Source organism: Bradyrhizobium sp. 138 (assembly GCF_023074075.1).
Taxonomy (GTDB): Bacteria; Pseudomonadota; Alphaproteobacteria; order Rhizobiales; family Xanthobacteraceae; genus Bradyrhizobium.
The window spans coordinates 248926-271783 of the sequence record NZ_JADPKT010000022.1; the positions used below are offsets into that span (position 1 = coordinate 248926).

Below are 22858 nucleotides of genomic sequence, written 5' to 3' on the forward strand. Positions count from 1 at the left end.
AGAGCCTCGGCGAGGAGCCGGGGCTCTTTTGCTTTTTGGGGACGCTGCCCTATGTCGATAGCGCCAGCCTGTGGCCCGGCTTTGCGCGATTTCCGGCGCCGCCTGCGCGACTCGGCCAACGACTCACGGCGCTGAAGCTGAGGCAGGACTGCCTCCATTTCGGACAAAGCCGAATTTCCTAACGAAACCTTACCCGAATTCGAGATTTCAAAATCGCCGCAAGATACTGACTTTACGCAATTATTTCCAATTCCGAGAACTGCGCAGCAAATACCCGCTCACCGGCGTTTTCCGGCGACTGTGCCCGCGCGGCAACAGCATTTCGGCGCGAAACGTCTATAGTCCGGGTCATCAGATGACACGCACTTCAGCGCGCTCGCGCCTGCTACGACAGACCAAGGTTGGGGATTTTGACATGAAAAAGACTTTGCTCGCTCTGACCGCGGTTGCCGCGATGACCGGTTCGGCCTCGGCGGCCGACCTCGGTGCCCGTCCCTACGTGAAGGCTCCGATGCCGGCGCCCGTCGCCAACTGGACCGGCTTCTACGTCTTCGGCGGTGGCGGCGGCGGCCTCTCCAATGCCGACCAGCATGTCCAGACCACCGTCGGCGCGGTTCCGCTGACGATCGATCAGCGCCAGGGCGGTTCGGGTTGGTTCGGCACCGTCGGCGCCGGCTACGACTGGCAGTTCAGCGGCACCTGGGTCGCCGGTGTGTTCGCTGACGGTCAGTTCGGCAGCATCCGCGCAACCATCCAGGATCCGATCGCTGGCATCACCGGCAACCAGAAGCTGGAAACCTCCTGGGCCGCGGGTGTGCGCCTCGGCTGGCTGGTGGCTCCGAACGTTCTCTCCTACGTCAACGGCGGTTACACCGGCGCTCACTTCGGCCAGACCAACTTCACGACCCTCGGCGGCACGCCCGCCGGTATCCACCTGAGCAGCTACAACCGCAACGGTTGGTTCGTCGGTGGCGGCGTCGAGAACAGCCTGAACATCTTCGGCATCACCTCGCCCGGCTGGTTCATGAAGACCGAGTATCGTTCGGCCTTCTACAATGCCAAGACCCAGGACGAGCTGTTCGACGGTACCAACGCGCTGGTTGGCAACAGCATCCGCGCCAACAGCTGGAACCAGACGATCTCGACCTCGCTGGTCTATCGCTTCAACTGGACCGGTCCGGTCGTTGCGAAGTACTGATCTGATCTCACGATCAAACGTCAAAGCCCCGGCATTGTCCGGGGCTTTTTCGTTGTGAGCGTGTCGGCAGCCAATGCTCGCCTCCAGGGACAGTACTCAGCGTGAGCTGAGCTTCGATCCCACACGACATCGTCGATCCCCTGCCCCGCGCATCGCGCATTGTAACCGAACCAAGGCTACGGTTACTGTGCGCCCCAAGCTTTCGAGGCCGCAGCATCCTTGATGCCGCGAGTCGCGACGGAAGCAGATCGATGGGGAGGAATACATGCGCAGATTTCTGCTTGTAGCAGGCCTGTTTGCCCTCGCCGTCGGGCTGCTCTGGATCGGACAGGGCACGGGCCCCTGGCCGCGATCGAGCTTCATGGTCAACCAGCTGCAATGGGCCGGCTATGGCGCCGCCATGGCCGGCTTCGGGCTGGTGCTGATCTGGCAGAGCAACCAATAACAGAAACCAGGGAATACAAGCATGACATCCAGCCGCTTCGATCTCCGCGGCAAGGTCGCGGTCGTAACAGGAGGCAATGGCGGCATCGGGCTCGGCATGGCGCGCGGCCTTGCCGATGCCGGCGCCGACATCGCCGTGGTCGGACGCAACGAGGCCAAGTCCAAAGCAGCGGTCGAAGATCTCAGCCAGCGCGGCGTCAAGGCGATCGCGGTTGCGACCGACGTCACCGACAAGGCCGCGATCGAAGCCATGATTGCCCGCGTGGTCAAGGATCTCGGCCGCATCGACATTCTCGTCAACAATGCCGGCATGAGCATCCGCAAGCCGCCACACGAGCTCGAGCTCGACGAGTGGAACAAGGTGATCGACACCAACCTCACCAGCGCCTTCCTGTGCTCGAAGCTCGCCTATCCGCACCTGAAGGCGTCAGGCAACGGCAAGGTGATCAACATCGGCTCGATGATGTCGATCTTCGGAGCGAGCTTCGCCACCGCCTACGCGGCGAGCAAGGGCGGCATCGTGCAGTACACCCGTGCCTGCGCCAATGCCTGGGCGCCCGACAACATCCAGGTCAACGCGATCCTGCCGGGCTGGATCGATACCGACCTCACCCGCGGCGCGCGGCAGCAGGTGTCGGGCTTGCACGAGCGGGTGTTGGCGCGGACGCCTGCGGGACGTTGGGGCGACATCGACGACTTCGCTGGCATCGCCGTGTTCCTGGCATCGCCCGCGTCGAACTTCGTCACGGGCACCGCAATCCCCGTCGATGGTGGCTTCTCGGTGATGGCCTGAGGCCAACCCCGCCCGCAATCCAATCGCGCAAAAAAGAAGCCCCGGTCGAAGCCGGGGCTTTTTAATTTTGGCAGTGCTTTTTTGATCGTTGGTCGCGTTGCGTCGACGTGCTCAATAGCGGGCGATGGTCGGGGCGTCGAACTTGTAGCTCGCGCGCACGACGGCCCACTGGATATCGCGCGGCTTGGTGTCGAAGGTGTAGTTACCCGAGGTGCCGCCGAGCTGATAGGTCTGGCTGGCGAAGGCCGCGTAGTTGTATTCGAGGCCGACGATCCAGTTGCGGGTGATGCCGTATTCCCAGCCGGCGCCGACGGTCCAGCCGTTGTGCCAATGGGTCTGACCACCCGAGCCCGTGGACGGGTTCGCAACGTTGTCGACCACCGAGAGACGGTTGTTCATGCCGGCATAGCCGCCCTTGATGTAGAACAGGTTGTTCTGCACGGCGAAGCCGGCACGGCCAACGACCGTCGCGAGCACGTTGGCGCGCCAACTGAACTGATCGTCGAGGCCGGCGCCGAACACGGTGTTCGTGAACGAGCCCTTGTTGTCGAGGCCGGAGATCGTACCTTCCATGCCGAACACGTAGTTGTTGGCCTGCCAGTTGTAGCCGATCTGGGCGCCGCCCATGATGCCCGAATTGCGCTGACGGAAGCCTTGGCCCAGCGAAAGATCGCCGAACGGCGCGCCGGTCCCGTTGTTGATGAACTGCTCGTTGGTCCACGCGCCACCGATATGGCCGCCGACATAGAACCCGGTCCAGTTGAACAGCGGCTCGGCATAGGCGGGCGCCTTCGTGTAGCGCGCGCCGAGATCGGCGGCGGAAGCAGCACCGGTCGAAACCAGAGCGGTCGTGCAGGCGAAGGCGGCAATCAATTTATTACGCATGGTACACCCCGTGTCCTTTGATGGGCGCACGGTCACAGACGGGTGTTACTAAAATTCGAATCAACAGAGTTAACGTGGCGCCTGCGCACGCGCGGGTTCGCAGATCCGCGAGCGCTGTTGCACGCTCGCAACGCCGCAGGCACGATTTAACGCGAAATTATCCCTACCGATTTCCTGCGCTACGACGTCGGCGCGGCCTTCGAATGCACGTGCTCGGGCCGCACGCCGAGTGCCAGCAGGCGCGCCGGGATGCCCTGGAGCCACGGTAGCGCAGTGATGAGGCGCACGATCAGCGGCACCTTCAGCGGCACGTCGCCGCCTTTCAAGGCGCCGCTGATGATGTTGTTCTGCACGACCACCTGCATGCGCTGCGTCATCTTCACCGGGAACTCGCGGCGACGCCTGACGGCGTCGAGATCGTTCTCGGAGGGACAGCCGTGCTGCATCTTGTCCGCCAAGAGATTGGCGGTCGCGACCGCATCCTGGACGGCGAGATTGACGCCGACGCCGCCGATCGGCGACATCGCATGCGCGGCGTCGCCGATGCAAAGCAGGCCCGGCCGCGTCCAGCGCTTAAGGCGGTTGATCGCGACGGTCAGCAGCTTGACGTCGTCGAAGCTCTTCACCTCGGCGATGCCGCCCTTCAGGATCGGCGCCATGCGCACGACGTCGTCGAGCAGCGCCCGCAGCCCCCTCGCCTTCACCGCCTCGTGCTGTCCCTTGGCGATGACATAGGCGCATTGCCAATAGTCGCCGCGGTCGAAGGTAATCATCATCTTGCCGGGCTCGACGCGCGCGAACACCTTTTCGGTCTCGTCTGGTTTGCGGCCGGCGCGGAACCACAGCACGTCCATCGGTGCGCCGATCTCCTCGACGGCAAGGCCCGCGAGTTCGCGCACCGTCGAATGCCGGCCGTCGCAGGCGATGGTGAGATCGGCTTCGATGTCGATGATGCCATCAGGCGTCTTTGCCCGCACGCCGGCGATCGTCTCGCCGCGGCGGATCAGATCGACCGCCTCGGTGCTCATCATCACCTCGAGCGAGGCAAAGCGCCGGCCGGCCTCGCGCAGAAAATTCAGGAAGTCCCATTGCGGCATGAAGGCGATGAAGGGGTACTTGGTGTGCAGCCGGGAAAGATCGGCAATGCGCACCGGCGTGCCGCCGAACAGGCCGTCCATCTTCTGCAAGCGTTGATGCGGCAGCTTCAGGAAGCCGTCGATCAGGCCAAGTTCGTCCATCACTTGAAGCGTCGATGGATGCACCGTATCGCCGCGGAAATCGCGGAAGAAATCCGCATGCTTCTCCAGCACCACGACCTCGATGCCAGCGCGCCCCAGCAGATATCCGAGCATCATGCCGGCCGGCCCGCCGCCGACGATGCAGCAGCGGACCTTTTTCGTCCGGTTCGATTGTGGGTCGGACGTCATTGCAGCCACGATCCGCGATGTGAGTGTCGATCAAGATATGGCGGGCAATGTAACGCCGATTCCGGTCGAACGGAGCCTGAATCTGGATGCGCGGTGCCAGCGCTGGCCGGCCGCTTGGATCACACTGGCCCTTTCCGATCCCGGGTGAGCCGCGCGCCGTATCGCGCTGGTCTATCTGCGCACGCGCCGAAGCCGCGATGCGGAAGAGAGCGAGCCGAGGACTTAGCTTGGCTGCGGCGCAGACCGCGCCTGCACCGGCTGTCCGCGTCGGTTGCCACTCGCAAGGCGACAGAAAGGCCCGCATCGCGCGGGCCTTTCCTGGACGGGAACTGGACTATTTCTGATCTTCGTTGCTGGTCCCGGTGCCCGGGCTGCCGATCGGCAGTCCGTTGGGCGCATGACCGGCCCCCATGTTTCGCGCGGCCTGCGCCGCTGTCGGCGACGTGACGTTCGCAGTCGGCGGCTGAACGTTCGGACTGCTCTGGCTTCTGTTGGTGTTGGCGTTGGCTCCCGTGGTGGTGGCACGCGTCCCCATCCCCGAAGGAGCCGACGGCCCCGAATTGGCACTGCTGGATGACGTGCCCATTCCGGCCCCCGAGCTGGCCGCGGATCCCGCGCCTCCGGTACCCGTTCCGGCAGCGGCACTGGCGCCCCCACTGCCCGCACCACCACCGCCCGAACCGCCGCCGCCAGCGCCGCCACCTCCCTGAGCATAAGCGGCTGTCGAAAGCGCAGCGCTAGCGAAGGCTACGAGGATGGTCTTGCGGATCATGGGGCGTCTCCCTGGTTTGGTGGACAATCCAGGTGACCGAGGCGTTGTTCCTTCGCGTGCGGCCTTGCCGAACCTCTAGGCCTCAGTCACGGGATGCCGAAGTCGTTAGCTTTCGTCGCTCTGCCAGAAGCTCAGCGATGGTTGGATGACGACCGCAAATGCTGCAAGGGCAAGCAAGGCCACGACGACAAATGCAATTGCGAACCCTTCCATGGAGTCTCCTGGCGCCACAGCCCTCTTCCGGCATGAATGCCGGTACGGTGCGGCGGCATGGTGGCTCCAAGGTGGACTTAACATGCCTTTTGAAGACCAGTTCCGTGTCGGTTCGCGCCCCTTGGGGGAGCGAGCAAGCCCGCGACTGCCATGTCGCTGCTCAAGAAGGCGGTGACTAACGGTCTTCCGGCAGACGTGTGCGTTATTGGCGACAGCAATGTGACCAACGCGCTGCACTACACCTACCGGTTTGCGAACGTTTTCATCAAGGCGGCAAATGCCGCTTTGACGATAAGGAATAGGTTCTACGACGACACCACGAATACCTGGCCCGCAGCAACGACGCTCGCCTCTGGCGGAGCGGGGCCAATCGAATTCTGGCACGCCACCAGGACTGGTTCTCAGCCCACCTACTTTCTAGGAGGCAAGCGAGCGACCTGCATTGATGCAATGCCGGCGTCACCCGCTCTATATATAATCCACCATGGCCCGAATTCGACCGCCTACACGGGCACATACTCTCAGCGTGCGCAGTTCATGACGCTGATCGAAGCTTTGAAACTGCGTTCGCCGAGTACGCCCATTTTGCTGGTCTATGAGCATCCTGATCGCGACGACAATCTCATGGCGGCGGTCAACACCGCACAGCAGGCCATCGTTGCGCTTTATCCCGATATTTTGAAGATGGACGAGTACGGGTTTTTGTCGCAGCCGGCAAGCCGAGCGGTTGGTACTCCGACAACATCCACACCTCGACACCCGCTGGAACGGCGGCGACGGGTCAGGCTGTCAGCTACGGATTGCTGTGTGACTTGTATAGTGCGTGCTCAGCGTCGGCTATCATTACGCCATCGGCAGCGTTCCTTTCGCAGAGCGGCACGCAGCTGCTGGCAAATCAGAACTTCTTTTTGTTCTCCGGTGCGACGCCCGACAGTTGGACAGGCGCCAACGGCGTCACAATCACCAAGGACACAAGCATTGTAGATCCGCGGCGGCCGGGCTCATACTCTGTGCAGTTCAGCGGCAATGCCGGATTTCAGTCGATGGATCAGGTTGTCACCGGAGCCGCGCTTGCTGCCCGTAAAGCCGCTGGTGTAGCTACTCTAGTGGCTGGTGTTTGCACTGATCCGGCGTCACTTTCAGGTGTTGGTTCGATTGGCATGACGATGTTCGGGGGCGGCGCAGATGCGCTCGAAACGAACGTGGTGGTGCCTGGCGGTTGGATGGACGTGATTTTTCCGAGTGAGCCAATTCCGAGCAACGCGTCCAGCTTCAAGGTGAACCTGTACGCCTCGCTTCACTGATGTCGCCGGCATCGAACGCAGCAGCGGATGCTTCTAGCCACTTGAGTTGCTCATCAAGATGGGTTTCGAGCTCTTCTCGCGTCAGTGCACGTTTTGGGCGGTGCATTGCTATCGTTCCGGTAGGTTGGGATGCTGGGAAGCTAGCCGGCTCCGCAAGTAGTCCACTCCCTTCAGGCTAACGTTCACTCCTCTCCAGCTCCTCGGTGCTTCCGTTCGGTGGCCTCCAATCTTGTTTTTCGGAATTGATCTACGCCATAGGCGATCATCACTCCGACAATACACCCGACAAAGGTGCCTATGCCGGTCGTGTGGCCGAACAGCTTCTCTTCGATCCATCCGAACACCCAGATTGAGACGAGCACTAAGATTAGCGGCCCCAGAGCTTCAGTCGTCGTTATTTTTGGCTTTGAGAGCACTTCTCGCCTCCCTTGCCTGGCACAGTGCTAAGCATAACACCCCAAGAGGACCAAGGCGAAAAGTGGCCCGCCGACCGCCCACTCCCTTCAAGATCGCGAACTCCTCCGCTCCGTCAGCTTCACGGCCCCCTTCGTCGCGCGACGCTCGATTAAGAAAGACCTCAATTGTTACTCCGGTTCGCGCTGCGAAAACTCTTGATCTCGGACACACTGCCGTCGCGATAAGTCAGCTCCACCGAGACGGACTGCGTGCTCGGTGCGAGCTTCATGTAGAGCGGCATGCCGGCGGTGACCGCGCTGGGGTCGCGCATGTCGCACGGCGGCATCTTCAGCACCTGGTTGGGCACGGCGGTGTCGATGCCGATGCGCACCTCGCGGATGGCGCAGCGATAGGACACGAGGTGCGTGTAGTAGACCAGCAGCCCGTTGAACTCGCGGAACGACAGCCAGCTCGTCGCGGTCATGTCGAGGATCTTGCGCTGGTCGCGGATCAGCGCGGCCTCGGGATCGAACCTGATCGGAAACGGTCCCTGCATGTCGCCGGACTGATCGACATAGCGGACTTCGATGGTGCCGGCCGAAGCGTCCGGCGGCAACTCGATCGACGGATTCGGCATCCGCTTGCGCGTGCGCGGATCGAGCGTGTCGATGAAGCCGGTCTCGCGGAAATCGCCCTTGCCGGCCATGCGCCAGGAAATGCCGAGCGCCGGGTCGGCGAAGGAGAACACCACGCTCCAGCCGCCATTGTGCCGTGAGAAGCTCGCGATCGGCGCGTTGGTGGCCTCCTCCTTCGGCAGTTGCGGCACCGACACCGGCGGCAGCGCCGCGAGCTTCTGCGGCGGCGGATCGTCCGAACGCGCGGCGGCATCCTTGGCGAGGCCGCTGAGGAAGACGTCGTCGACCATCTGGTCGAAATAGACCGGCACCTGGCGGTGCTTCACGGTATCGGCCATCTCGCTGACGGCGCGGCGGGTGCGCTGCGCCACCTGGACGAGGTTCTCGCCAGGCTTGAGCAGCTCCCTGGCGAAGGTGCGCGTGAACACCGAATTGGGATTGGCGTCGTCGTTGGAGAGGCGATCGAGCGCGGTCTGACGGGGACCGGCCGAGAACACCGAGAACACGCCTTCGGGCAGCTGCGTCATCGGCGCAAGTCCGCCGCCGCCGGCGACCGCGCGGGTGCCCTTGCGCTCGAACGGGTTGTTGCGGCAGGCGTCGAACACCAGGATCGAGGTCCGCGCCTTCTTGTTCTGAAGGCGCTCGACGATGCGGTCGGCCAGGATGGAGGCGTCGCGCACCAGCTCTTCCTGCCCTTCGGTCGCCGCCGGCACATCAGTGGGCAGCAAATAGTTCTGACCCGCGATCTCGAAACCGTGGCCGGCATAGAAGAAGAACGCGGTATCGCCGGGCTCGATCGCCTTGTCGAAGGCGAGCAAGGTCTCGGAGAATTGCTGCCGGTTCTGGTTCTCAGCGACCATCACCGAGAAGCCGAGCTGCTTCAGCGTGTCGCCCATGGTGCGGGCATCGTTGACCGCCTTGAGCAGCTTCGGCACGTTCCTGTAGTCGTTGTTGCCGACGACGAGCGCGACGCGCTTCTCGGCATAAGCGGGACCTGCAAAGCCGATCAGGCCCGCCACGAGGCCAAGGGCCGCCAGAATTCTGAAAAGCCGAGGCGTCATCGCAAGATTCCCGTTGCGGAACGGCCCCGCGCCGCTCCCTTCGAACAGCAGTTCATTGGACCCCCTGCCGCTGTGTGATAGTCGGCTGAGGCGCAATGGCGGTTCAAGGGCCCGGGTCCCGTTTCATGAACTGTCTATGGCAGATTCCGGCGGAATCTGCTCTTTCTGGGGAGCAATTGCGTTGCAAGCGGGGGCTGCCGTGTATTGGTGTACCAACGAGGTCGAACCGAATGATCGCTTCGACTATTGGCGCGAGGTGCGCTCCAAGGGATTGTTCGGCGTCACCGCCGAGCTCGCGCGCGAACGGCGCGCGGACTTCTTCGGCGAATTCTCGCTGCGCCATCTGGGCGGGGCCGGCCTCGTCGAGCTGAAGGCCTCACCCTACACGGTGGAGCGCAGCACGTCCGACATCGCCTACGCGCCGGGCGATGCCATCTGCGTCTACCAGCAGCTCGGCAGCGGCGGCTGGTTCGGCGGCCTGCGCGGAAGCGACTTTGCGATCGCGAACGGCAGCTTTGCCACCAGCCATACTGACCTGCCCTACCGCACCGCGCCGCTGGGCACCGGGGGCTTTCACCTTCGCATCCTGAAGATCCCGCTCAGCACGATTCCGGCGCAGGACAAGCGTATGCGCGAGCTGGCGGCCCGGACATTCGGCGATCCCACCCTGGCGCCCCTGCTCGCGGCGTGCTTTGCCGATCTCAATGAGGCCGCCGACGATGCCGCGCTCGATGCGACGTCGCTCGTCCAGGCACTCGCCCATCTCGCACTGATCGAGCGCGGCATCGTCAGGCCTGGCAGCCGGCGCGGACAGGCCGCGCTGCGGACCGCCCGCCTTTCGCAGGCCCGCCGCCTGATCGCGCGCCACCTGCAAAACCCTGATCTGGCGCCAACGATGGTGGCCGACGAGCTCGGGGTCTCCGTGCGCCACCTGCACATGCTGTTCGAGACCTCAGAGAAGAGCTTCTCGCAGACCGTGACGGAGGAACGCCTGAAACAGAGCCGCCGCCTGATGCGCGAGGCGCCCGAGCGGTTGATCGCCGACGTCGCGGCCGCCTGCGGCTTCGAGAGCCTTGCGACCTATTACCGGGTCTTCAACGCCGCCTATGGCATGGCCCCCGGTGACTTCCGGGCCCAGGGCTCGGATTGCCGTTAGCCGCGGTTTTGGCGGCTCCGGCCGGAGCGCGAGACCGAGCAGAAAACCCCAATCGCGCCCGCTATTTGGCAAAAACCTCAGGCTTTTTAGGGTCTTCCCGCGCCCGCTCCATTGACTTTGGCCGATTCCGGCCTATGTTCCGGGGCGACGCGGCTCAGATCGAAGAGCGATTCCTGAGCCTTGCGCTTTGTCCGCGTGAGTCAGCACCCCCAGCTTCCTAGAGAGCGCGCCGTTTCGGGGTGGAACGCGACAGCCTTATCACCCTCGATTCCGAACGGCGGTTTCGACCAGAGGCTCAATGTCCTTTTCAAATCTCGGACTGTCCGAAAAAGTCCTCGCCGCAGTGGCGGCCACCGGTTACACCACTCCCACCCCCATTCAGGAACAGGCGATCCCCCACGTCCTCGCACGCAAGGACGTGCTCGGCATCGCCCAGACCGGCACCGGCAAGACCGCGGCCTTCGTGCTGCCGATGCTCACGATCCTCGAGAAGGGTCGCGCCCGGGCGCGCATGCCGCGCACGCTGATCCTCGAGCCGACCCGCGAGCTCGCGGCCCAGGTCAAGGAGAACTTCGACCGTTACGGCGCCGGCCAGAAACTCAACGTCGCCCTCCTGATCGGCGGCGTCTCGTTCGGAGACCAGGACGCCAAGCTGACACGCGGCGTTGACGTGCTGATCGCAACCCCCGGCCGCCTGCTCGACCACACCGAGCGCGGCGGCCTGCTGCTCACTGGCGTCGAGCTCCTCGTCATCGACGAGGCCGATCGCATGCTGGACATGGGCTTCATTCCCGACATCGAGCGCGTCTGCAAGCTCGTCCCGTTCACGCGCCAGACCCTGTTCTTCACCGCGACCATGCCGCCGGAAATCCGGCGCATCACCGAGACCTTCCTGCACAACCCGCAGAAGGTCGAGGTGTCCAAGCCCGCGACCGCCGCCGTGACCGTCACGCAGGTCCAGGTGCCCGCCGGGCGCGAGGCTCACGAGAAGCGCGAGCTGCTGCGCCGCCTGCTGCGCGAAGCCAAGGACCTCAAGAACGCGATCATCTTCTGCAATCGCAAGCGTGAAGTGGCGATCGTGCACAAATCGCTCCAGAAGCATGGCTTCAGCGTCGGCGCCCTGCACGGCGACATGGACCAGTCGGCCCGCACGGCCGCACTCGAGCAATTCCGCAAGGGCGAGCTGCCGTTGCTCGTGGCCTCCGATGTCGCCGCCCGCGGCCTCGACATTCCCGAGGTCAGCCACGTCTACAATTTCGACGTCCCCCATCACGCCGACGATTACGTTCATCGCATCGGCCGCACCGGCCGCGCCGGCCGCACTGGCACGGCGATCTCGATCGTGACGCGGCTCGACCAGAAGTCGATGGCCGCGATCGAGAAGCTGATCGGACAGAGCATTCCGCTCGCCGAAGGCGATTTTGAAATCCACACCGAAGCCTCCGATGCGACCGAGCGTCCGCGCGAGGCGCGTGGCCGGGAGCGTTCGCGCGGCGGACGCGGCAAGCCGCAGCGCGGCCGCGACCGTGACCGCAGCCACGAGCCGCGCGAGGCGCGTGGTGAGGCAAGACATGCTTCCGAAGCAAGACATGCTTCCGAGGCGGGACATGCGTCCGAAGCCAAGAGTCCTTCGGAGGCAAGACAGCCCGCTGAAGCAAGGCATCGTTCCAGCGACAAGCGCAGGGCGGAGCCGCGTCACGACGCGCGCCAGCAGGCCAATCCGTCGCATGTGCCGTCGATCGGCCGTCCCGAGCCGCGCCGCCAACGCGAGGCCGACACCGAGCCGGGCGATCACTCGCATCTGCCGGCGTTTCTGCTGCGGCCGGTTCGCTCCCCCGCCGGGGCCTGAAGCGCGCGAGCGCGCTCCAGGTTGCGGTTGAGAAAATAGCGGTGCACAATTTTTCAGACGTTTCGTGAACGTATATTTACGGGGTGTTCACGATCGTCCGTTAGCCTACGAACATAATTTTAAGCATTGCTGCGGTCGATGGCGCCTCGACCGCTGTGGGGTATGTTCCTTGGTCAAGGTTCTCGACGAACACGAACGCACGATGGCGTTCGCCGAAGTGGCGCTCGGTCAGATCCGATCGCTGAGACAGACTGCAATTCCCCGCAATTACGAGATCTGGTACGTCTACGCCACCGGCTACAACGCGCCGCTCAACAAGATCATCAACGAGACGCTGGCGCGCAGTGGCAAGCTGACCGAAGCCGATCTCGAGCAGATTTACGAGACCTATCTCTCCCACATCAAGACCACCGACCGCATCGACAAGGTCGGCGCGCGCGTCATCGGCGAGATCGACGACGTGATGAAGGTCTTGGGCGATGCACTCGGCATGACCGGCTCCTACGATGCCAGCCTGTCGGGCGCCACCGAAAAGCTCTCGTCGGCCAAGAGCCGCGAGCAGATCAAGTCGATCGTCGAAACGCTGCTGCGTTCGACCGGCGAGATGCGTGAGACCAACAAGGCGCTGGAAGACCGGCTGACGCTGTCGAAGAGCGAGATCAGCAACCTGCAGCAGAGCCTGGAGGCGATCCGCGCCGAGAGCCTGACCGACCCGCTCACCGGTCTTGGCAACCGCAAATATTTCGATCGCATGATCGGCATGGCCGTACAGAACGCGCTCGCATCGGGTGAGCCGCTGTCGCTGTTGCTGTTCGACATCGACCACTTCAAGTCGTTCAACGATTCCTACGGCCATCTGACCGGCGACCAGGTGCTGCGGCTCGTCGGTCTGTCGCTGAAGCAGACCATCAAGGGCCAGGACATCACCGCACGCTATGGCGGCGAGGAATTCGCGGTCGTGCTGCCCAACACCGCGCTGCGTCAGGCCCTCACGGTGGCCGACCACATCCGCCGCGCGGTGATGGCGAAGGAATTGAAGAAGAAGTCCACCGGCGAGATCCTCGGCCGCGTCACCATCTCCGTCGGCGTCTCCATGCTCAAGCAGGGCGACGACACCGATGCACTGATCGAGCGTGCGGATGCCTGCCTCTACGCCGCAAAGCGCAACGGCCGCAACCGCGTGATCTGCGAAGCCGATCCGGAATACGCGATCGAGACGCACAGCCGCGTGGCGTGATGGAAGCAGCGCGCCGAAAAATACCCTCGCTTGACTTTCCCACCTGACGAACGACATCTTCCTCGCCGCCTCAACGCGCCTGACCGCGAGGATTTGTCGTCTTGCCCAATCCCCACGATTTCCACACGCCGCAGCCGTCCTACACCAGGGACGAGCTGTTGAGATCGAGCGAAGGCGGCTATTTCGGCCCCGGCAATGCGCAATTGCCGGCACCGCCGATGCTGATGATGGATCGCATCACGGAGATCAGCGTGGACGGCGGCGCGTTCGGCAAGGGCCATATCGTCGGCGAGCTCGATATCACACCTCACCACTGGTTCTTCGATTGCCACTATCGCGGCGACGCGATGATGCCGCCAACACTGGGCCTCGACGCCATGTGGCAGATGATCGGCTATTGGCTCGGCTGGTCGGGCTCACCCGGCAAGGGCCGCGCCATCGGCGTCGGCGAAGTGGAGTGCATCGGCGCCGTCACACAGGACACGCGATGCGTGCGCTACGAGGTCGCCATGCGCATGGTCCGCCGCGGCAAGCTGGTGCTCGGAATCGCCGATGGACGCGTGCTCGCCGACGGGGTCTGTGTCCTCACAGCCAAGGATATGAGGGTTGGGTTGACCAAAGCCGCCGCGGATTGAGGTCCCGTAGGGTGGGCAAAGGCGCGCAGCGCCGTGCCCACGATCTCTTTCCACAACATCCTAACCGTGGGCACGCTTCGCTTTGCCCACCCTACGCACCGTCTTCTTGACCGCCTTCTTGGCAGCAGGCTTCTTTGGCGCGGTTTTCTTCGTGGCCGCCTTCTTCCCCTTCCGCGGCTTTTTCACCTTGGCGCGCTGCGCGGCGGCGAGCGCCGCCCTCGCCCATTGCACCAATTCCTCGGAATCGTCGAACAACCGAGCCGGCAGCTCCCAGTAGGAGTTCACCGTCACGGTCTTGGCCCGGGTCGAGTACTGGAACGGCTTTAAGCCTTCGGCTTCAAAGTCCGGGATCGTCACCTCGTCGGCGCGGAAGTACAAGCCGGCGCGCAAAGCGAGCGCGAAGTTGATGCCATCGGCGGAGATGCCGTAGCCGGAAAACATCTTGCGGATGGTGACGGGGCCGAAATCGGTGAAAAGGTCGGTCAGGAATTCGCGGTCCATGCGGGCGTCCCCAAGCGAGAAAGCCACCCTTCATAGCACGCCGTCATAGCGAGCGAGCGAAGCAATCCAGACTGCCCCAGCGGAGACAGTCTGGATTGCTTCGTCGCAAGAGCTCCTCGCAATGACCGGGAGACTATCCGTCGATCTTCGCCGGCCGCAACTCGACCGACTCGCCGCAGCCGCAGGCGGAGATCTGGTTGGGGTTGTTGAAGACGAACTGGGCCTGCATTTTGTCGGCCTTGTAGTCCATCTCGGTGCCGAGCAGGAACAGCACGGCCTTGGGGTCGACCAGGATCTTGACGCCCTTGTCCTCGACGACCTCGTCGGTCGGCCGGATCTCGTGGGCATATTCGACCGTGTACGACTGGCCGGCACAGCCGCCGTTCTTCACGCCGACGCGCAGACCGACGATTTCGGAATCGGCGCGTTGGGTCAGCTCGGTGATGCGCTGGGCAGCAGCGTCCGTCAGCCGCATCACCTGCGGGCGCGGACGCCGCGGCTTCGGAGTGGACGATGCTGGTGTTGCCTGGGTCATGTTATTTATGTGGTCCGTTGCGGAGCGAATTCAATGCAGGCTGAGACTGTCACCACATGTTGAGGACGAGGCGCGCCTCGTCGCTCATGCGTTCGGGCGACCACGGCGGCTCCCAGACGACCTTGACGTCGACCACGCCGACCCCGGGCACGCTGGCGACCGCGTTCTCGACCATGGTCGGCAGCTCGCCGGCGGCCGGGCAGTTCGGCGTCGTCAGCGTCATCTGGACGTCGACCGAGCGATCGTCCTTGATCTCGACCTTGTAGATCAGGCCGAGCTCATAGATGTCGGCCGGGATTTCCGGATCGAACACGGTCTTGAGGCCCGCGATGATCTCCGTGGTCAGACGCTCGGTCTCCTCCGGCGGCAGCGCCGAATGCGTTTCCATCGGATTGGCTTTGATTTCGGCCGTGTCACTCATGCGAACAAATCCCGCGCCTTCAAAAGCGCCTGTGCCAGATGATCGACTTCTTCCCGTGTATTATACATGCCGAACGAGGCCCGGCAGGTGGCCGTGACGTTGAACCGCTCTAAAAGCGGCATCACACAATGGGTGCCGGCGCGCACCGCGATGCCCTGGCGGTCGATCACGGTCGCGACGTCGTGGGCGTGTGCGCCCTTGAGCTCGAAGGAGATCACAGGTCCCTTGCCCCGCGCCGTGCCGATCAGCCGCAGCGAGTTGATCTCGCGCAGGCGCTCCTGGGCGTAAGCGGTGAGGTCGGCCTCGTGGGCAGCGATGCGCTCCTTGCCGATCGAATTGACGTAGTCGATGGCAGCGCCCAGGCCGACGGCCTCGACGATTGCGGGCGTGCCCGCCTCGAATTTGTGCGGGGGATCGCCATAGGTGACGATGTCGCGCGAGACTTCGCGGATCATCTCGCCGCCGCCGTTGAAGGGGCGCATCGCGACCAGATGGTCGTACTTGGCCCAGAGCACGCCGATGCCGGTCGGACCGTACACCTTGTGGCCGGTGAAGACGTAGAAGTCGCAGCCGAGGTCCTGGACGTCGACGGGCAGGTGCACCGCGCCCTGGCTGCCGTCGACCAACACGGGAATGCCGTGGGCATGGGCGATTCTGACAACGTCCTTGATCGGCACGATGGTGCCGAGTGCATTCGACATCTGCGTGATCGCGACCAGCTTGGTCTTCGACGTCAGCAGCTTCTCGAACTCGTCGATCAGGAAGTTGCCCTCGTCGTCGACCGGCGCCCACTTGATCACGGCACCCTGGCGCTCCCTGAGGAAATGCCAGGGCACGATGTTGGAGTGGTGCTCCATGATCGAGATGACGATCTCATCGCCTTCTCCGATGTTCGGGCCACCCCAGGACGAGGCGACCAGGTTGATCGCCTCAGTCGCGTTGCGGGTGAAGATCACTTCCTCGGTTCGGGGCGCATTGATGAACTGCGCCACCTTGGTGCGGCCGCCCTCATAGGCTTCGGTCGCAGCGTTGGCGAGGTAATGCAGGCCGCGATGCACGTTGGCGTATTCGCTACTGTAGGCCTGCGTCATGCGATCGAGCACGACGCTGGGCTTCTGCGCCGAGGCGGCGTTGTCCAGATACACCAGCTTCTTGCCGTAGACCTGCATGGCGAGCGCAGGAAAGTCCTGGCGCACGCGCGCAACGTCATAGGTGCCGTTCTTGACTGCGGGATGCGTGCTCATTGGCGCCGCTCCAGCCAGCGCTCGGCGATGCCGATCACGTGCGCGCGCAAGCCGTCATCGGCGATCTGCTCGATCGCCTCACCGACGAAGGCCTGGATCAGCAGCGCCTGGGCCTGCTTCTCCGGCAGGCCGCGTGCCTTCAGATAGAACAAGAGGCTGTCGTCCAGCGCGCCGGCGGTGGCGCCGTGGCCGCAGGAGACGTCGTCGGCGAAGATCTCGAGCTCGGGCTTGTTGTCGGCCTCGGCTTCGTCCGAGAGCAGCAGCGCGCGCGTCATCATCTTGCCGTCGGTCTTCTGCGCATCGGGACGGACGATGATGCGGCCCTGGAACACCGAATGGGCGCGGTCGTCGATCACGGCACGGAAGACTTCGCGGCTGACACAGTTCGGCACGGCATGGTCGACCACCAGCGTGGTGTCGCCGTGCTCGGTCTTCTGCAACAGGTTGACGCCGTTGGCCGAGAGCTCACTGCCCTCGCCCGCCAGGGCAATGAAGCCCTGGAGGCGGCTGACGGCGGCGCCGGTGGTCATGTTGAAGAAGTTGAGCTTCACATTGGCGCCGACGGTGACGAAGTGCGACGAGACGTTCATCGCGTCAGGCGCATCGTCCATCAGGCGGATGTGGGCGACGTCTGCGTCGTCGTCGACCGAGACGAGCACGGCGTCGTTGACCTGGTAGGCCTTGGCACCCGCCGCGACAAAAGTCTCAACGATGGTGGCGCGAGCGCCCTTCCCGACCGCGACCTGCGAGCGGGTGAACGCCGAGGCCGACGCGGCGGTCGCGATGTGGATGATCTGGATCGGCGCGGGCAGCTGCGCGCCGTCGGCGATCGACAGCACGACGCCGTCAGTCGCCATCGCCGCGTTCAGGGCGATCACGGCATCAAGGGACGCGGTCTTCAGCAGGCCGGCGTCCTTCTCCAGCGTCTCGCGCAGGGTCCCGAAGCCCGCCTCGGCGGCGAGCGCCTTCACGTCGGACAGATCGGCTGCGAACACGCCGTCGACCAGCACCAGCTTGCGGGCGCCATCGATCGCATGGACCTTCACCGCGTCCGCTGCGCGCTTCAACGCGGCCGCGTCTGGCGCGGCCGCCAGCGGCAGCACCTCGCCGATCAGCGCGCGCAGGTCGGTGTATTTCCATTCCTCGATCCGGCGATGCGGCAGGCCGAGACGTTCATAGGTCTCGAACGCCTCGCGGCGCACCGCGGTGACCGCGGGTGAACCCGGCAGCCGGCCCTCCGCGCTGGTGAAGAGATCGCTCACCGCGCGGCCTTTTCCGGTCTTTGCCACAGCAACGTTCATCGCAAAAATCCTTACGCGTCCTCGAACTGGGCGTAGCCGGACGCTTCCAGCTCCAGCGCCAGATCCTTAGCGCCGCTCTTCACGACCCGACCGCGCGACATCACGTGCACGAAATCGGGCACGATGTAGTTGAGAAGCCGCTGATAATGGGTGATGACGACCATCGCGCGCCCCGGCGAGCGCAGCGCGTTGACGCCGTCGGCCGCAATGCGCAGCGCGTCGATGTCGAGGCCCGAATCCATCTCGTCGAGGATGCACAGGCTCGGCTCGAACAGTGCCATCTGCAGCACCTCGTTGCGCTTCTTCTCGCCGCCGGAGAAGCCGACATTGACGCCGCGCTTGAGCATGTCCTGCGGGATGTTCAGCGACTTCGAGACCTCGCGGACCTTCTTGAGGAAGTCCGGCGTCGAGTATTCATCCTCGCCGCGCGCCTTGCGCTGGGCATTCAGTGCCGTGCGCAGGAAGTTCATGGTGGCGACGCCGGGAATCTCGACCGGGTACTGGAACGCCAGGAACACACCCTTGGCGGCGCGCTCGTCCGGGCTCATCTCCAACAGGTCCTCGCCTTTGAACAGGATCTGGCCGTCGGTGACCTCATAGCCGGGCTTGCCGGCGATGACATGGGAGAGCGTCGATTTGCCGGAGCCGTTCGGCCCCATGATCGCGTGCACCTCGCCTTCGTTCACGGTCAGCGTCAGCCCGTGGAGGATCTCACGCTCCTCGACACGAACCTTGAGGTCTTTCACTTCAAGCAAAGCCATCTTGGTGTCCAGTCTATTCAAATGATGCATGGAGCGCCGCAGCGCACCGCCGGGGTCGGCAATCAGCCGACCGACCCTTCAAGCGAGATCGAGATCAGCTTCTGTGCTTCCACCGCGAATTCCATCGGCAGCTGTTGAAGCACGTCCTTGACGAAGCCGTTGACGACGAGGCCGACCGCTTCTTCCTGGCTAAGCCCGCGCTGGATGCAGTAGAACAGCACGTCCTCGGAAATCTTCGAGGTCGTCGCTTCGTGCTCGAACGTCGCCGAGGAGTTCTTGGCCTCGATGTACGGCACGGTGTGCGCGCCGCATTTGTCGCCGATCAACAAAGAGTCGCAGGCGGTGAAGTTGCGCGCGCCGGTCGCCTTGCGGTGCGCGGTGACGAGGCCGCGATAGGTGTTCTGCGACTTGCCGGCGGCGATGCCCTTGGAGATGATGCGGCTCGACGTGTTCTTGCCGAGATGGATCATCTTGGTGCCCGAGTCGACCTGCTGGAAGCCATTCGAGATCGCGATCGAGTAGAATTCACCACGCGAATTGTCGCCGCGCAGGATGCAGCTTGGATACTTCCAGGTGATCGCCGAACCGGTTTCGACCTGGGTCCAGGAGATCTTGGAATGGTTGCCGCGGCAGTCGCCACGCTTGGTGACGAAATTGTAGATGCCGCCCTTGCCTTCCGAATTGCCGGGATACCAGTTCTGCACCGTCGAATATTTGATCTCGGCATCGTCATGCGCGACGAGTTCGACCACCGCTGCATGCAGCTGGTTCTCGTCGCGCTGCGGCGCGGTGCAGCCTTCGAGATAGGAGACGTAGGAGCCCTTGTCCGCGATGATCAGCGTGCGCTCGAACTGGCCGGTGTTGCGCTCGTTGATGCGGAAATAGGTCGACAACTCCATCGGGCAGCGCACGCCGGGCGGCACGTAGACGAACGAGCCGTCGGAGAACACCGCCGAGTTCAGCGTCGCATAGAAATTGTCCGAGGTCGGAACCACGGAGCCCAGATATTTCTGCACCAGCTCGGGATGCTCGCGGATCGCCTCCGAGATCGGCATGAAGATCACGCCGGCCTTCTTCAGCTCCGCCTTGAACGTGGTCGCAACCGAGACCGAATCGAACACCGCGTCGACCGCGATCTTGCGCCGCGCCGGGTCTTCCTCGCCGGGCTTGGGCTCGACGCCTTCGAGCATGGCGACTTCCCGCAAGGGGATGCCGAGCTTCTCGTAGGTCTTCAGGATCTCCGGATCGATCTCGTCGAGCGAGGTGACCGTCTTTTTCGGCTTCGGCGCCGCGTAGTAATAGAGGTCCTGGAAGTCGATCTTGGGATAGTCAACGCGGGCCCAAGTCGGCTCGGTCATGGTCAGCCAGCGCCGATAGGCCTCCAGCCGCCACTGGAGCATCCAGTCGGGTTCGTTCTTCTTCTGCGAGATGAACTTGACGGTCTCTTCCGACAACCCCTTGGGGGCCTTGTCGGACTCGATCAGGGTCTCAAACCCATAACGATATTGGTCGACGTCGATGCGCTTCACGCGCTCGACCGTCTCTTGTACGGCTGGCATTCCATCCTCCGCTCGCGGTTTCAAGGACCGCGGTGGATCAAACTCGGACGAGTATTACGACGTCTAATACGATGTTTTTTGGCGGAAAGCACGGGCTTAGAACCGTTCAAGCCGTGTTTCATCGCTTAGCCCTTAAGTAGGGTATTACCAAGCTTTCGCCAAGCCTCTAACGCCCTATTGATGTCATCTGGTTTCGTGGACCAGCCCAGACTGAGACGCACCGCTCCCTGGGACACCACCGGATCAAAGCCCATGGCGGAAAGAACATGGGACGGCTGGACCTTGCCGGAGGAACAGGCCGAGCCGGAGGAAACCGCGACGCCTTCGAGGTCGAAGCCAATCACGGCGGTCTCGGCCTTGAGGCAGGGCGCCGTAAACAGGACGGTATTTGGCAACCGCTCAACCTCCTCCGAGAAGATCGTTGCGCCCGCAACTCCTCGGATGCCATTTTCCAAATGATTTCTGAGGGTTGCCATCCGTTCCGCATCCTTCCGCAGAGCCTGAAGCGCGGCCTTTACAGCCGCGCCGAAGCCGGCAATGCCGGCAACATTCTCGGTTCCGGCACGACGGTTGAGCTCCTGCCCCCCGCCCCGCAGCACCGGCTCCAGCCCGGCGATCCCCTCTGCCACGACCAGGGCGCCGATCCCCTTGGGGCCGCCGATCTTGTGCGCAGAAAAGGTCGCAAGATCGGCGCCTACAGCCTTGATGTCGAAAGGGATTTTTCCCAAGGCCTGGATCGCATCGATGTGCAGGAGGCCGCCGGCCTCGTGAACGATCTGGGCCGCCTCGGCGACCGGTTGGAGCGCGCCCGTCTCATTGTTGGCGGCCATGATGGAAACCAAAGCCGGCGGGCCGTCATTGAGCTGCGCCGTCAGATGGTCAAGGTCGATCACGCCGGAGCGCGTGACCTCGATCAGAGCGATCGAGGCACCCGGGAACCGGCCACCCGCCAGCACCGAGGCGTGCTCGACTGCCGACACCAGCAGCCGCTCGACAGGGCCGCCGGCCGGTCCACGCAGACCCGGGGACAGCGCCAGCGCATTGGCCTCGGTTCCGGCGGAGGTGAAGATGACGTTCCGCGGCAACGCACCGACTGCCACGGCAAGTTCGGCGCGGGCCTCCTCGACCAGCCGTCGTGCCTCCCGCCCCTCGGCATGGACCGAGGACGGATTGCCGAGGAGGTCAAAGGCCGCAACCATCGCCGTCCGCGCCTCGGGGCGCAGCGGCGTGGTCGCGTTCCAGTCGAGATAGACACGGCTCGGCATCTCGCCCTCTTAGCACCTTTTGCCATCCGGCCAATCGGACAGCCGTCGCATCAGGCCGGCTGGTGCTGTTCCATCCTGGCGACCGTCCGCGGCACCGCCCGCAATCCGAACAGGGGCCGCAGCCAGGCGATGCGCCGGACGAGTTCATAGGTCGCCACACATGTGAGCGCGGTCCCCATGATGACAATGGAGGCCTCGATCCCGGCCGGGAGCCCGCTGTCATGCAATGCATGCGCGACCACGATGATCGCGGTCTGATGCATGATGTAATACGGGAAGATCGCATCGGTCAGATAGCGGCGCACGGGACTGTCGGTGGTGAGATGGCGGCGCGCAAAGCCCAACACGGCGGCGATTGCGAGCCATTGATAGCAACCATAGGCCGAGGCCGCGAACGCCTTCAGCGCGGACGATGGCGCGAACAGACCGGCGCGAACCAGGATGAAGGCAGAGAAGCAGGCGGCTGCAGCCACCAGTGCCGCCCAGCGCTGGCGCTCGACATTGCGCCAGATCCCCTCCTGCTTCGCCAGCAGGAAACCGAGCAGGAAGGCCGTCGCGTGGTCCGCATGGTTGTACCAGTCGCCGAATAGCGCATGGGTCGACGGGAAAGCCGGGAACAGCACCAGGCGCCAGGCCGCAAACAGCAGGCAGGGCACGATCAGGAGCCATGGTCCGGCGAGCAGGACAGCCAGCTTCCGGCCAAGCCAGTCGGCGCCGGCCGGCCATAGCGCCAGCACGCCGATCAGGGCCATCGTGTAGACCCACAGATAGACCACGAACCAGAGATGGTTCCAGGTCGGCAACACGATGCACGGGCTGGGACAGAACTGCGCACCGAAGGCAAAATAGTGCCTGGTGTAGAAATCGAAAAAGCCCGCGGGATAGCCGAGGCTTTCGACGACCTGGAGATAGGATTGCGGCGGCACGATCGCGATCATGCCGAAAATCAGCGGGATCAGCAGTCGTGCCGACCGCGCACTGGCGAGCGAGGTCAGACTGGACTTGCCGAGCATGAAGCGGGTGGCAACCCCGGACACCAGGAACAGCAGCGACAGCCGCCAGGGGTTGAGGAACAGCATCACCGGTTCGAGCCAGGTCAGCCGGTGCACGCTCTTGATGTGAAATCCCCAGGACACGTAGAGCATGCCGACGTGGTAGAAGATCAAGAGCCCGAAGGCTAAAATCCGTACCCAATCCAGATCGATACGCCTGTCCGAGTTTTGGAATTGCTGTGGTGTTGTCATGGTTTTCTGCTCCTTGACGGGA

Annotated in this window: 22 protein-coding genes; 9 read left to right on the forward strand and 13 right to left on the reverse strand. The window is 63.6% G+C overall.

Features of this window, described 5'->3' with window-relative positions; all coding sequences use genetic code 11:
* Window positions 1–415 precede the first annotated feature (415 nt).
* The 3 genes from IVA79_RS12880 to IVA79_RS12890 all read left to right on the forward strand — a co-directional run bounded on the left by IVA79_RS12880 (window position 416) and on the right by IVA79_RS12890 (window position 2435).
* Window positions 416–1198, forward strand: a complete 783-nt coding sequence (locus IVA79_RS12880) for a porin family protein (protein WP_247553371.1) — start codon at window positions 416–418, stop codon at window positions 1196–1198.
* A 265-nt stretch (window positions 1199–1463) separates the two neighbouring features.
* Window positions 1464–1643: a hypothetical protein gene (locus IVA79_RS12885; RefSeq protein WP_247553373.1), complete on the forward strand. Its 180-nt coding sequence runs from the start codon at window positions 1464–1466 to the stop codon at window positions 1641–1643.
* 21 nt (window positions 1644–1664) lie between these two features.
* Complete coding sequence (locus IVA79_RS12890; RefSeq protein ID WP_247553375.1) at window positions 1665–2435, forward strand: glucose 1-dehydrogenase; 771 nt, start codon at window positions 1665–1667, stop codon at window positions 2433–2435.
* 111 nt (window positions 2436–2546) lie between these two features.
* Here IVA79_RS12890 and IVA79_RS12895 read toward each other — a convergent pair whose 3' ends face one another.
* The 3 genes from IVA79_RS12895 to IVA79_RS12905 form a co-directional block, all read right to left on the reverse strand.
* The gene (locus tag IVA79_RS12895) at window positions 2547–3320 is read right to left on the reverse strand and encodes an outer membrane beta-barrel protein (RefSeq protein WP_247553377.1); all 774 of its coding nucleotides are present in this window, start codon (window positions 3318–3320) and stop codon (window positions 2547–2549) included.
* A 179-nt stretch (window positions 3321–3499) separates the two neighbouring features.
* Window positions 3500–4747 (reverse strand): FAD-dependent oxidoreductase, encoded by a 1248-nt coding sequence (locus tag IVA79_RS12900; RefSeq protein WP_247553379.1) that lies wholly within the window; start codon window positions 4745–4747, stop codon window positions 3500–3502.
* A 334-nt stretch (window positions 4748–5081) separates the two neighbouring features.
* A complete protein-coding gene (locus IVA79_RS12905) occupies window positions 5082–5333 on the reverse strand; it encodes a hypothetical protein (protein WP_247553381.1) in 252 nt (83 codons plus the stop codon).
* Between the two features lie 549 nt (window positions 5334–5882).
* On the opposite strand from IVA79_RS12905, the gene IVA79_RS12910 reads away from it, so the two are divergent.
* Both IVA79_RS12910 and IVA79_RS12915 read left to right on the forward strand, forming a co-directional pair.
* Window positions 5883–6716 carry a hypothetical protein gene (locus tag IVA79_RS12910; protein ID WP_247553384.1) on the forward strand — a complete coding sequence of 278 codons (834 nt, stop codon included), beginning with the start codon at window positions 5883–5885 and terminating at the stop codon, window positions 6714–6716.
* A 59-nt stretch (window positions 6717–6775) separates the two neighbouring features.
* Complete coding sequence (locus IVA79_RS12915) at window positions 6776–7036, forward strand: hypothetical protein (protein ID WP_247553387.1); 261 nt, start codon at window positions 6776–6778, stop codon at window positions 7034–7036.
* A 577-nt stretch (window positions 7037–7613) separates the two neighbouring features.
* Here IVA79_RS12915 and IVA79_RS12920 read toward each other — a convergent pair.
* Complete coding sequence (locus IVA79_RS12920; RefSeq protein ID WP_247553390.1) at window positions 7614–9128, reverse strand: caspase family protein; 1515 nt, start codon at window positions 9126–9128, stop codon at window positions 7614–7616.
* A 199-nt stretch (window positions 9129–9327) separates the two neighbouring features.
* On the opposite strand from IVA79_RS12920, the gene IVA79_RS12925 reads away from it, so the two are divergent.
* From IVA79_RS12925 to fabA, 4 genes are all read left to right on the forward strand, one after another.
* On the forward strand, window positions 9328–10284 hold the full coding sequence (locus IVA79_RS12925) for a helix-turn-helix domain-containing protein (RefSeq protein ID WP_247553392.1): 957 nt from the start codon (window positions 9328–9330) through the stop codon (window positions 10282–10284).
* A 298-nt stretch (window positions 10285–10582) separates the two neighbouring features.
* Window positions 10583–12133 carry a DEAD/DEAH box helicase gene (locus IVA79_RS12930; protein WP_247553394.1) on the forward strand — a complete coding sequence of 517 codons (1551 nt, stop codon included), beginning with the start codon at window positions 10583–10585 and terminating at the stop codon, window positions 12131–12133.
* 169 nt (window positions 12134–12302) lie between these two features.
* A complete protein-coding gene (locus IVA79_RS12935; RefSeq protein ID WP_247553396.1) occupies window positions 12303–13370 on the forward strand; it encodes a GGDEF domain-containing protein in 1068 nt (355 codons plus the stop codon).
* 101 nt (window positions 13371–13471) lie between these two features.
* A complete protein-coding gene (fabA, locus tag IVA79_RS12940; RefSeq protein WP_247553398.1) occupies window positions 13472–14005 on the forward strand; it encodes a bifunctional 3-hydroxydecanoyl-ACP dehydratase/trans-2-decenoyl-ACP isomerase in 534 nt (177 codons plus the stop codon).
* Window positions 14006–14065: 60 nt separating this feature from the next.
* Here the strand turns inward: fabA and IVA79_RS12945 are convergent, their stop codons facing one another.
* From IVA79_RS12945 to IVA79_RS12985, 9 genes are all read right to left on the reverse strand, one after another.
* Window positions 14066–14506, reverse strand: a complete 441-nt coding sequence (locus IVA79_RS12945) for a TfoX/Sxy family protein (RefSeq protein WP_247553399.1) — start codon at window positions 14504–14506, stop codon at window positions 14066–14068.
* Between the two features lie 133 nt (window positions 14507–14639).
* Window positions 14640–15041: an iron-sulfur cluster assembly accessory protein gene (locus IVA79_RS12950; RefSeq protein WP_158671097.1), complete on the reverse strand. Its 402-nt coding sequence runs from the start codon at window positions 15039–15041 to the stop codon at window positions 14640–14642.
* Window positions 15042–15090: 49 nt separating this feature from the next.
* On the reverse strand, window positions 15091–15462 hold the full coding sequence (locus IVA79_RS12955; protein ID WP_063683732.1) for an SUF system Fe-S cluster assembly protein: 372 nt from the start codon (window positions 15460–15462) through the stop codon (window positions 15091–15093).
* Window positions 15459–16706, reverse strand: coding sequence for a cysteine desulfurase (locus tag IVA79_RS12960; RefSeq protein WP_247553400.1), 1248 nt, complete (start codon window positions 16704–16706; stop codon window positions 15459–15461). The genes IVA79_RS12955 and IVA79_RS12960 overlap by 4 nt, the downstream gene beginning before the upstream one ends.
* Window positions 16703–18007, reverse strand: a complete 1305-nt coding sequence (gene sufD, locus IVA79_RS12965; RefSeq protein ID WP_247553401.1) for a Fe-S cluster assembly protein SufD — start codon at window positions 18005–18007, stop codon at window positions 16703–16705. Before sufD ends, IVA79_RS12960 begins: the two co-directional genes overlap by 4 nt.
* An 11-nt stretch (window positions 18008–18018) precedes the next feature.
* On the reverse strand, window positions 18019–18768 hold the full coding sequence (sufC, locus tag IVA79_RS12970) for a Fe-S cluster assembly ATPase SufC (RefSeq protein WP_247553402.1): 750 nt from the start codon (window positions 18766–18768) through the stop codon (window positions 18019–18021).
* 62 nt (window positions 18769–18830) lie between these two features.
* Window positions 18831–20327, reverse strand: a complete 1497-nt coding sequence (sufB, locus tag IVA79_RS12975; protein ID WP_247553403.1) for a Fe-S cluster assembly protein SufB — start codon at window positions 20325–20327, stop codon at window positions 18831–18833.
* Between the two features lie 125 nt (window positions 20328–20452).
* Entirely contained in the window at window positions 20453–21592 is a 1140-nt protein-coding gene (locus IVA79_RS12980) for a cysteine desulfurase family protein (RefSeq protein WP_247553404.1), read from the reverse strand.
* 50 nt (window positions 21593–21642) lie between these two features.
* Window positions 21643–22836 carry an acyltransferase family protein gene (locus tag IVA79_RS12985; RefSeq protein ID WP_247553405.1) on the reverse strand — a complete coding sequence of 398 codons (1194 nt, stop codon included), beginning with the start codon at window positions 22834–22836 and terminating at the stop codon, window positions 21643–21645.
* Window positions 22837–22858: the final 22 nt, after the last annotated feature.

Bases quoted from the DNA above. Each gene is read 5' to 3' on its own strand.
- IVA79_RS12960 (WP_247553400.1), bottom strand. From the start codon at position 16,706: ATGAGCACGCATCCCGCAGTCAAGAACGGCACCTATGACGTTGCGCGC.
- IVA79_RS12950 (WP_158671097.1), bottom strand. From the start codon at position 15,041: ATGACCCAGGCAACACCAGCATCGTCCACTCCGAAGCCGCGGCGTCCG.
- sufB (WP_247553403.1), bottom strand. From the start codon at position 20,327: ATGCCAGCCGTACAAGAGACGGTCGAGCGCGTGAAGCGCATCGACGTC.
- IVA79_RS12980 (WP_247553404.1), bottom strand. From the start codon at position 21,592: ATGCCGAGCCGTGTCTATCTCGACTGGAACGCGACCACGCCGCTGCGC.
- IVA79_RS12985 (WP_247553405.1), bottom strand. From the start codon at position 22,836: ATGACAACACCACAGCAATTCCAAAACTCGGACAGGCGTATCGATCTG.
- IVA79_RS12920 (WP_247553390.1), bottom strand. From the start codon at position 9,128: ATGACGCCTCGGCTTTTCAGAATTCTGGCGGCCCTTGGCCTCGTGGCG.
- IVA79_RS12955 (WP_063683732.1), bottom strand. From the start codon at position 15,462: ATGAGTGACACGGCCGAAATCAAAGCCAATCCGATGGAAACGCATTCG.
- IVA79_RS12900 (WP_247553379.1), bottom strand. From the start codon at position 4,747: ATGACGTCCGACCCACAATCGAACCGGACGAAAAAGGTCCGCTGCTGC.
- IVA79_RS12895 (WP_247553377.1), bottom strand. From the start codon at position 3,320: ATGCGTAATAAATTGATTGCCGCCTTCGCCTGCACGACCGCTCTGGTT.
- IVA79_RS12885 (WP_247553373.1), top strand. From the start codon at position 1,464: ATGCGCAGATTTCTGCTTGTAGCAGGCCTGTTTGCCCTCGCCGTCGGG.
- sufD (WP_247553401.1), bottom strand. From the start codon at position 18,007: ATGAACGTTGCTGTGGCAAAGACCGGAAAAGGCCGCGCGGTGAGCGAT.
- IVA79_RS12945 (WP_247553399.1), bottom strand. From the start codon at position 14,506: ATGGACCGCGAATTCCTGACCGACCTTTTCACCGATTTCGGCCCCGTC.
- IVA79_RS12915 (WP_247553387.1), top strand. From the start codon at position 6,776: ATGGATCAGGTTGTCACCGGAGCCGCGCTTGCTGCCCGTAAAGCCGCT.
- IVA79_RS12910 (WP_247553384.1), top strand. From the start codon at position 5,883: ATGTCGCTGCTCAAGAAGGCGGTGACTAACGGTCTTCCGGCAGACGTG.
- IVA79_RS12930 (WP_247553394.1), top strand. From the start codon at position 10,583: ATGTCCTTTTCAAATCTCGGACTGTCCGAAAAAGTCCTCGCCGCAGTG.
- IVA79_RS12905 (WP_247553381.1), bottom strand. From the start codon at position 5,333: ATGGGCACGTCATCCAGCAGTGCCAATTCGGGGCCGTCGGCTCCTTCG.
- IVA79_RS12880 (WP_247553371.1), top strand. From the start codon at position 416: ATGAAAAAGACTTTGCTCGCTCTGACCGCGGTTGCCGCGATGACCGGT.
- IVA79_RS12890 (WP_247553375.1), top strand. From the start codon at position 1,665: ATGACATCCAGCCGCTTCGATCTCCGCGGCAAGGTCGCGGTCGTAACA.
- sufC (WP_247553402.1), bottom strand. From the start codon at position 18,768: ATGGCTTTGCTTGAAGTGAAAGACCTCAAGGTTCGTGTCGAGGAGCGT.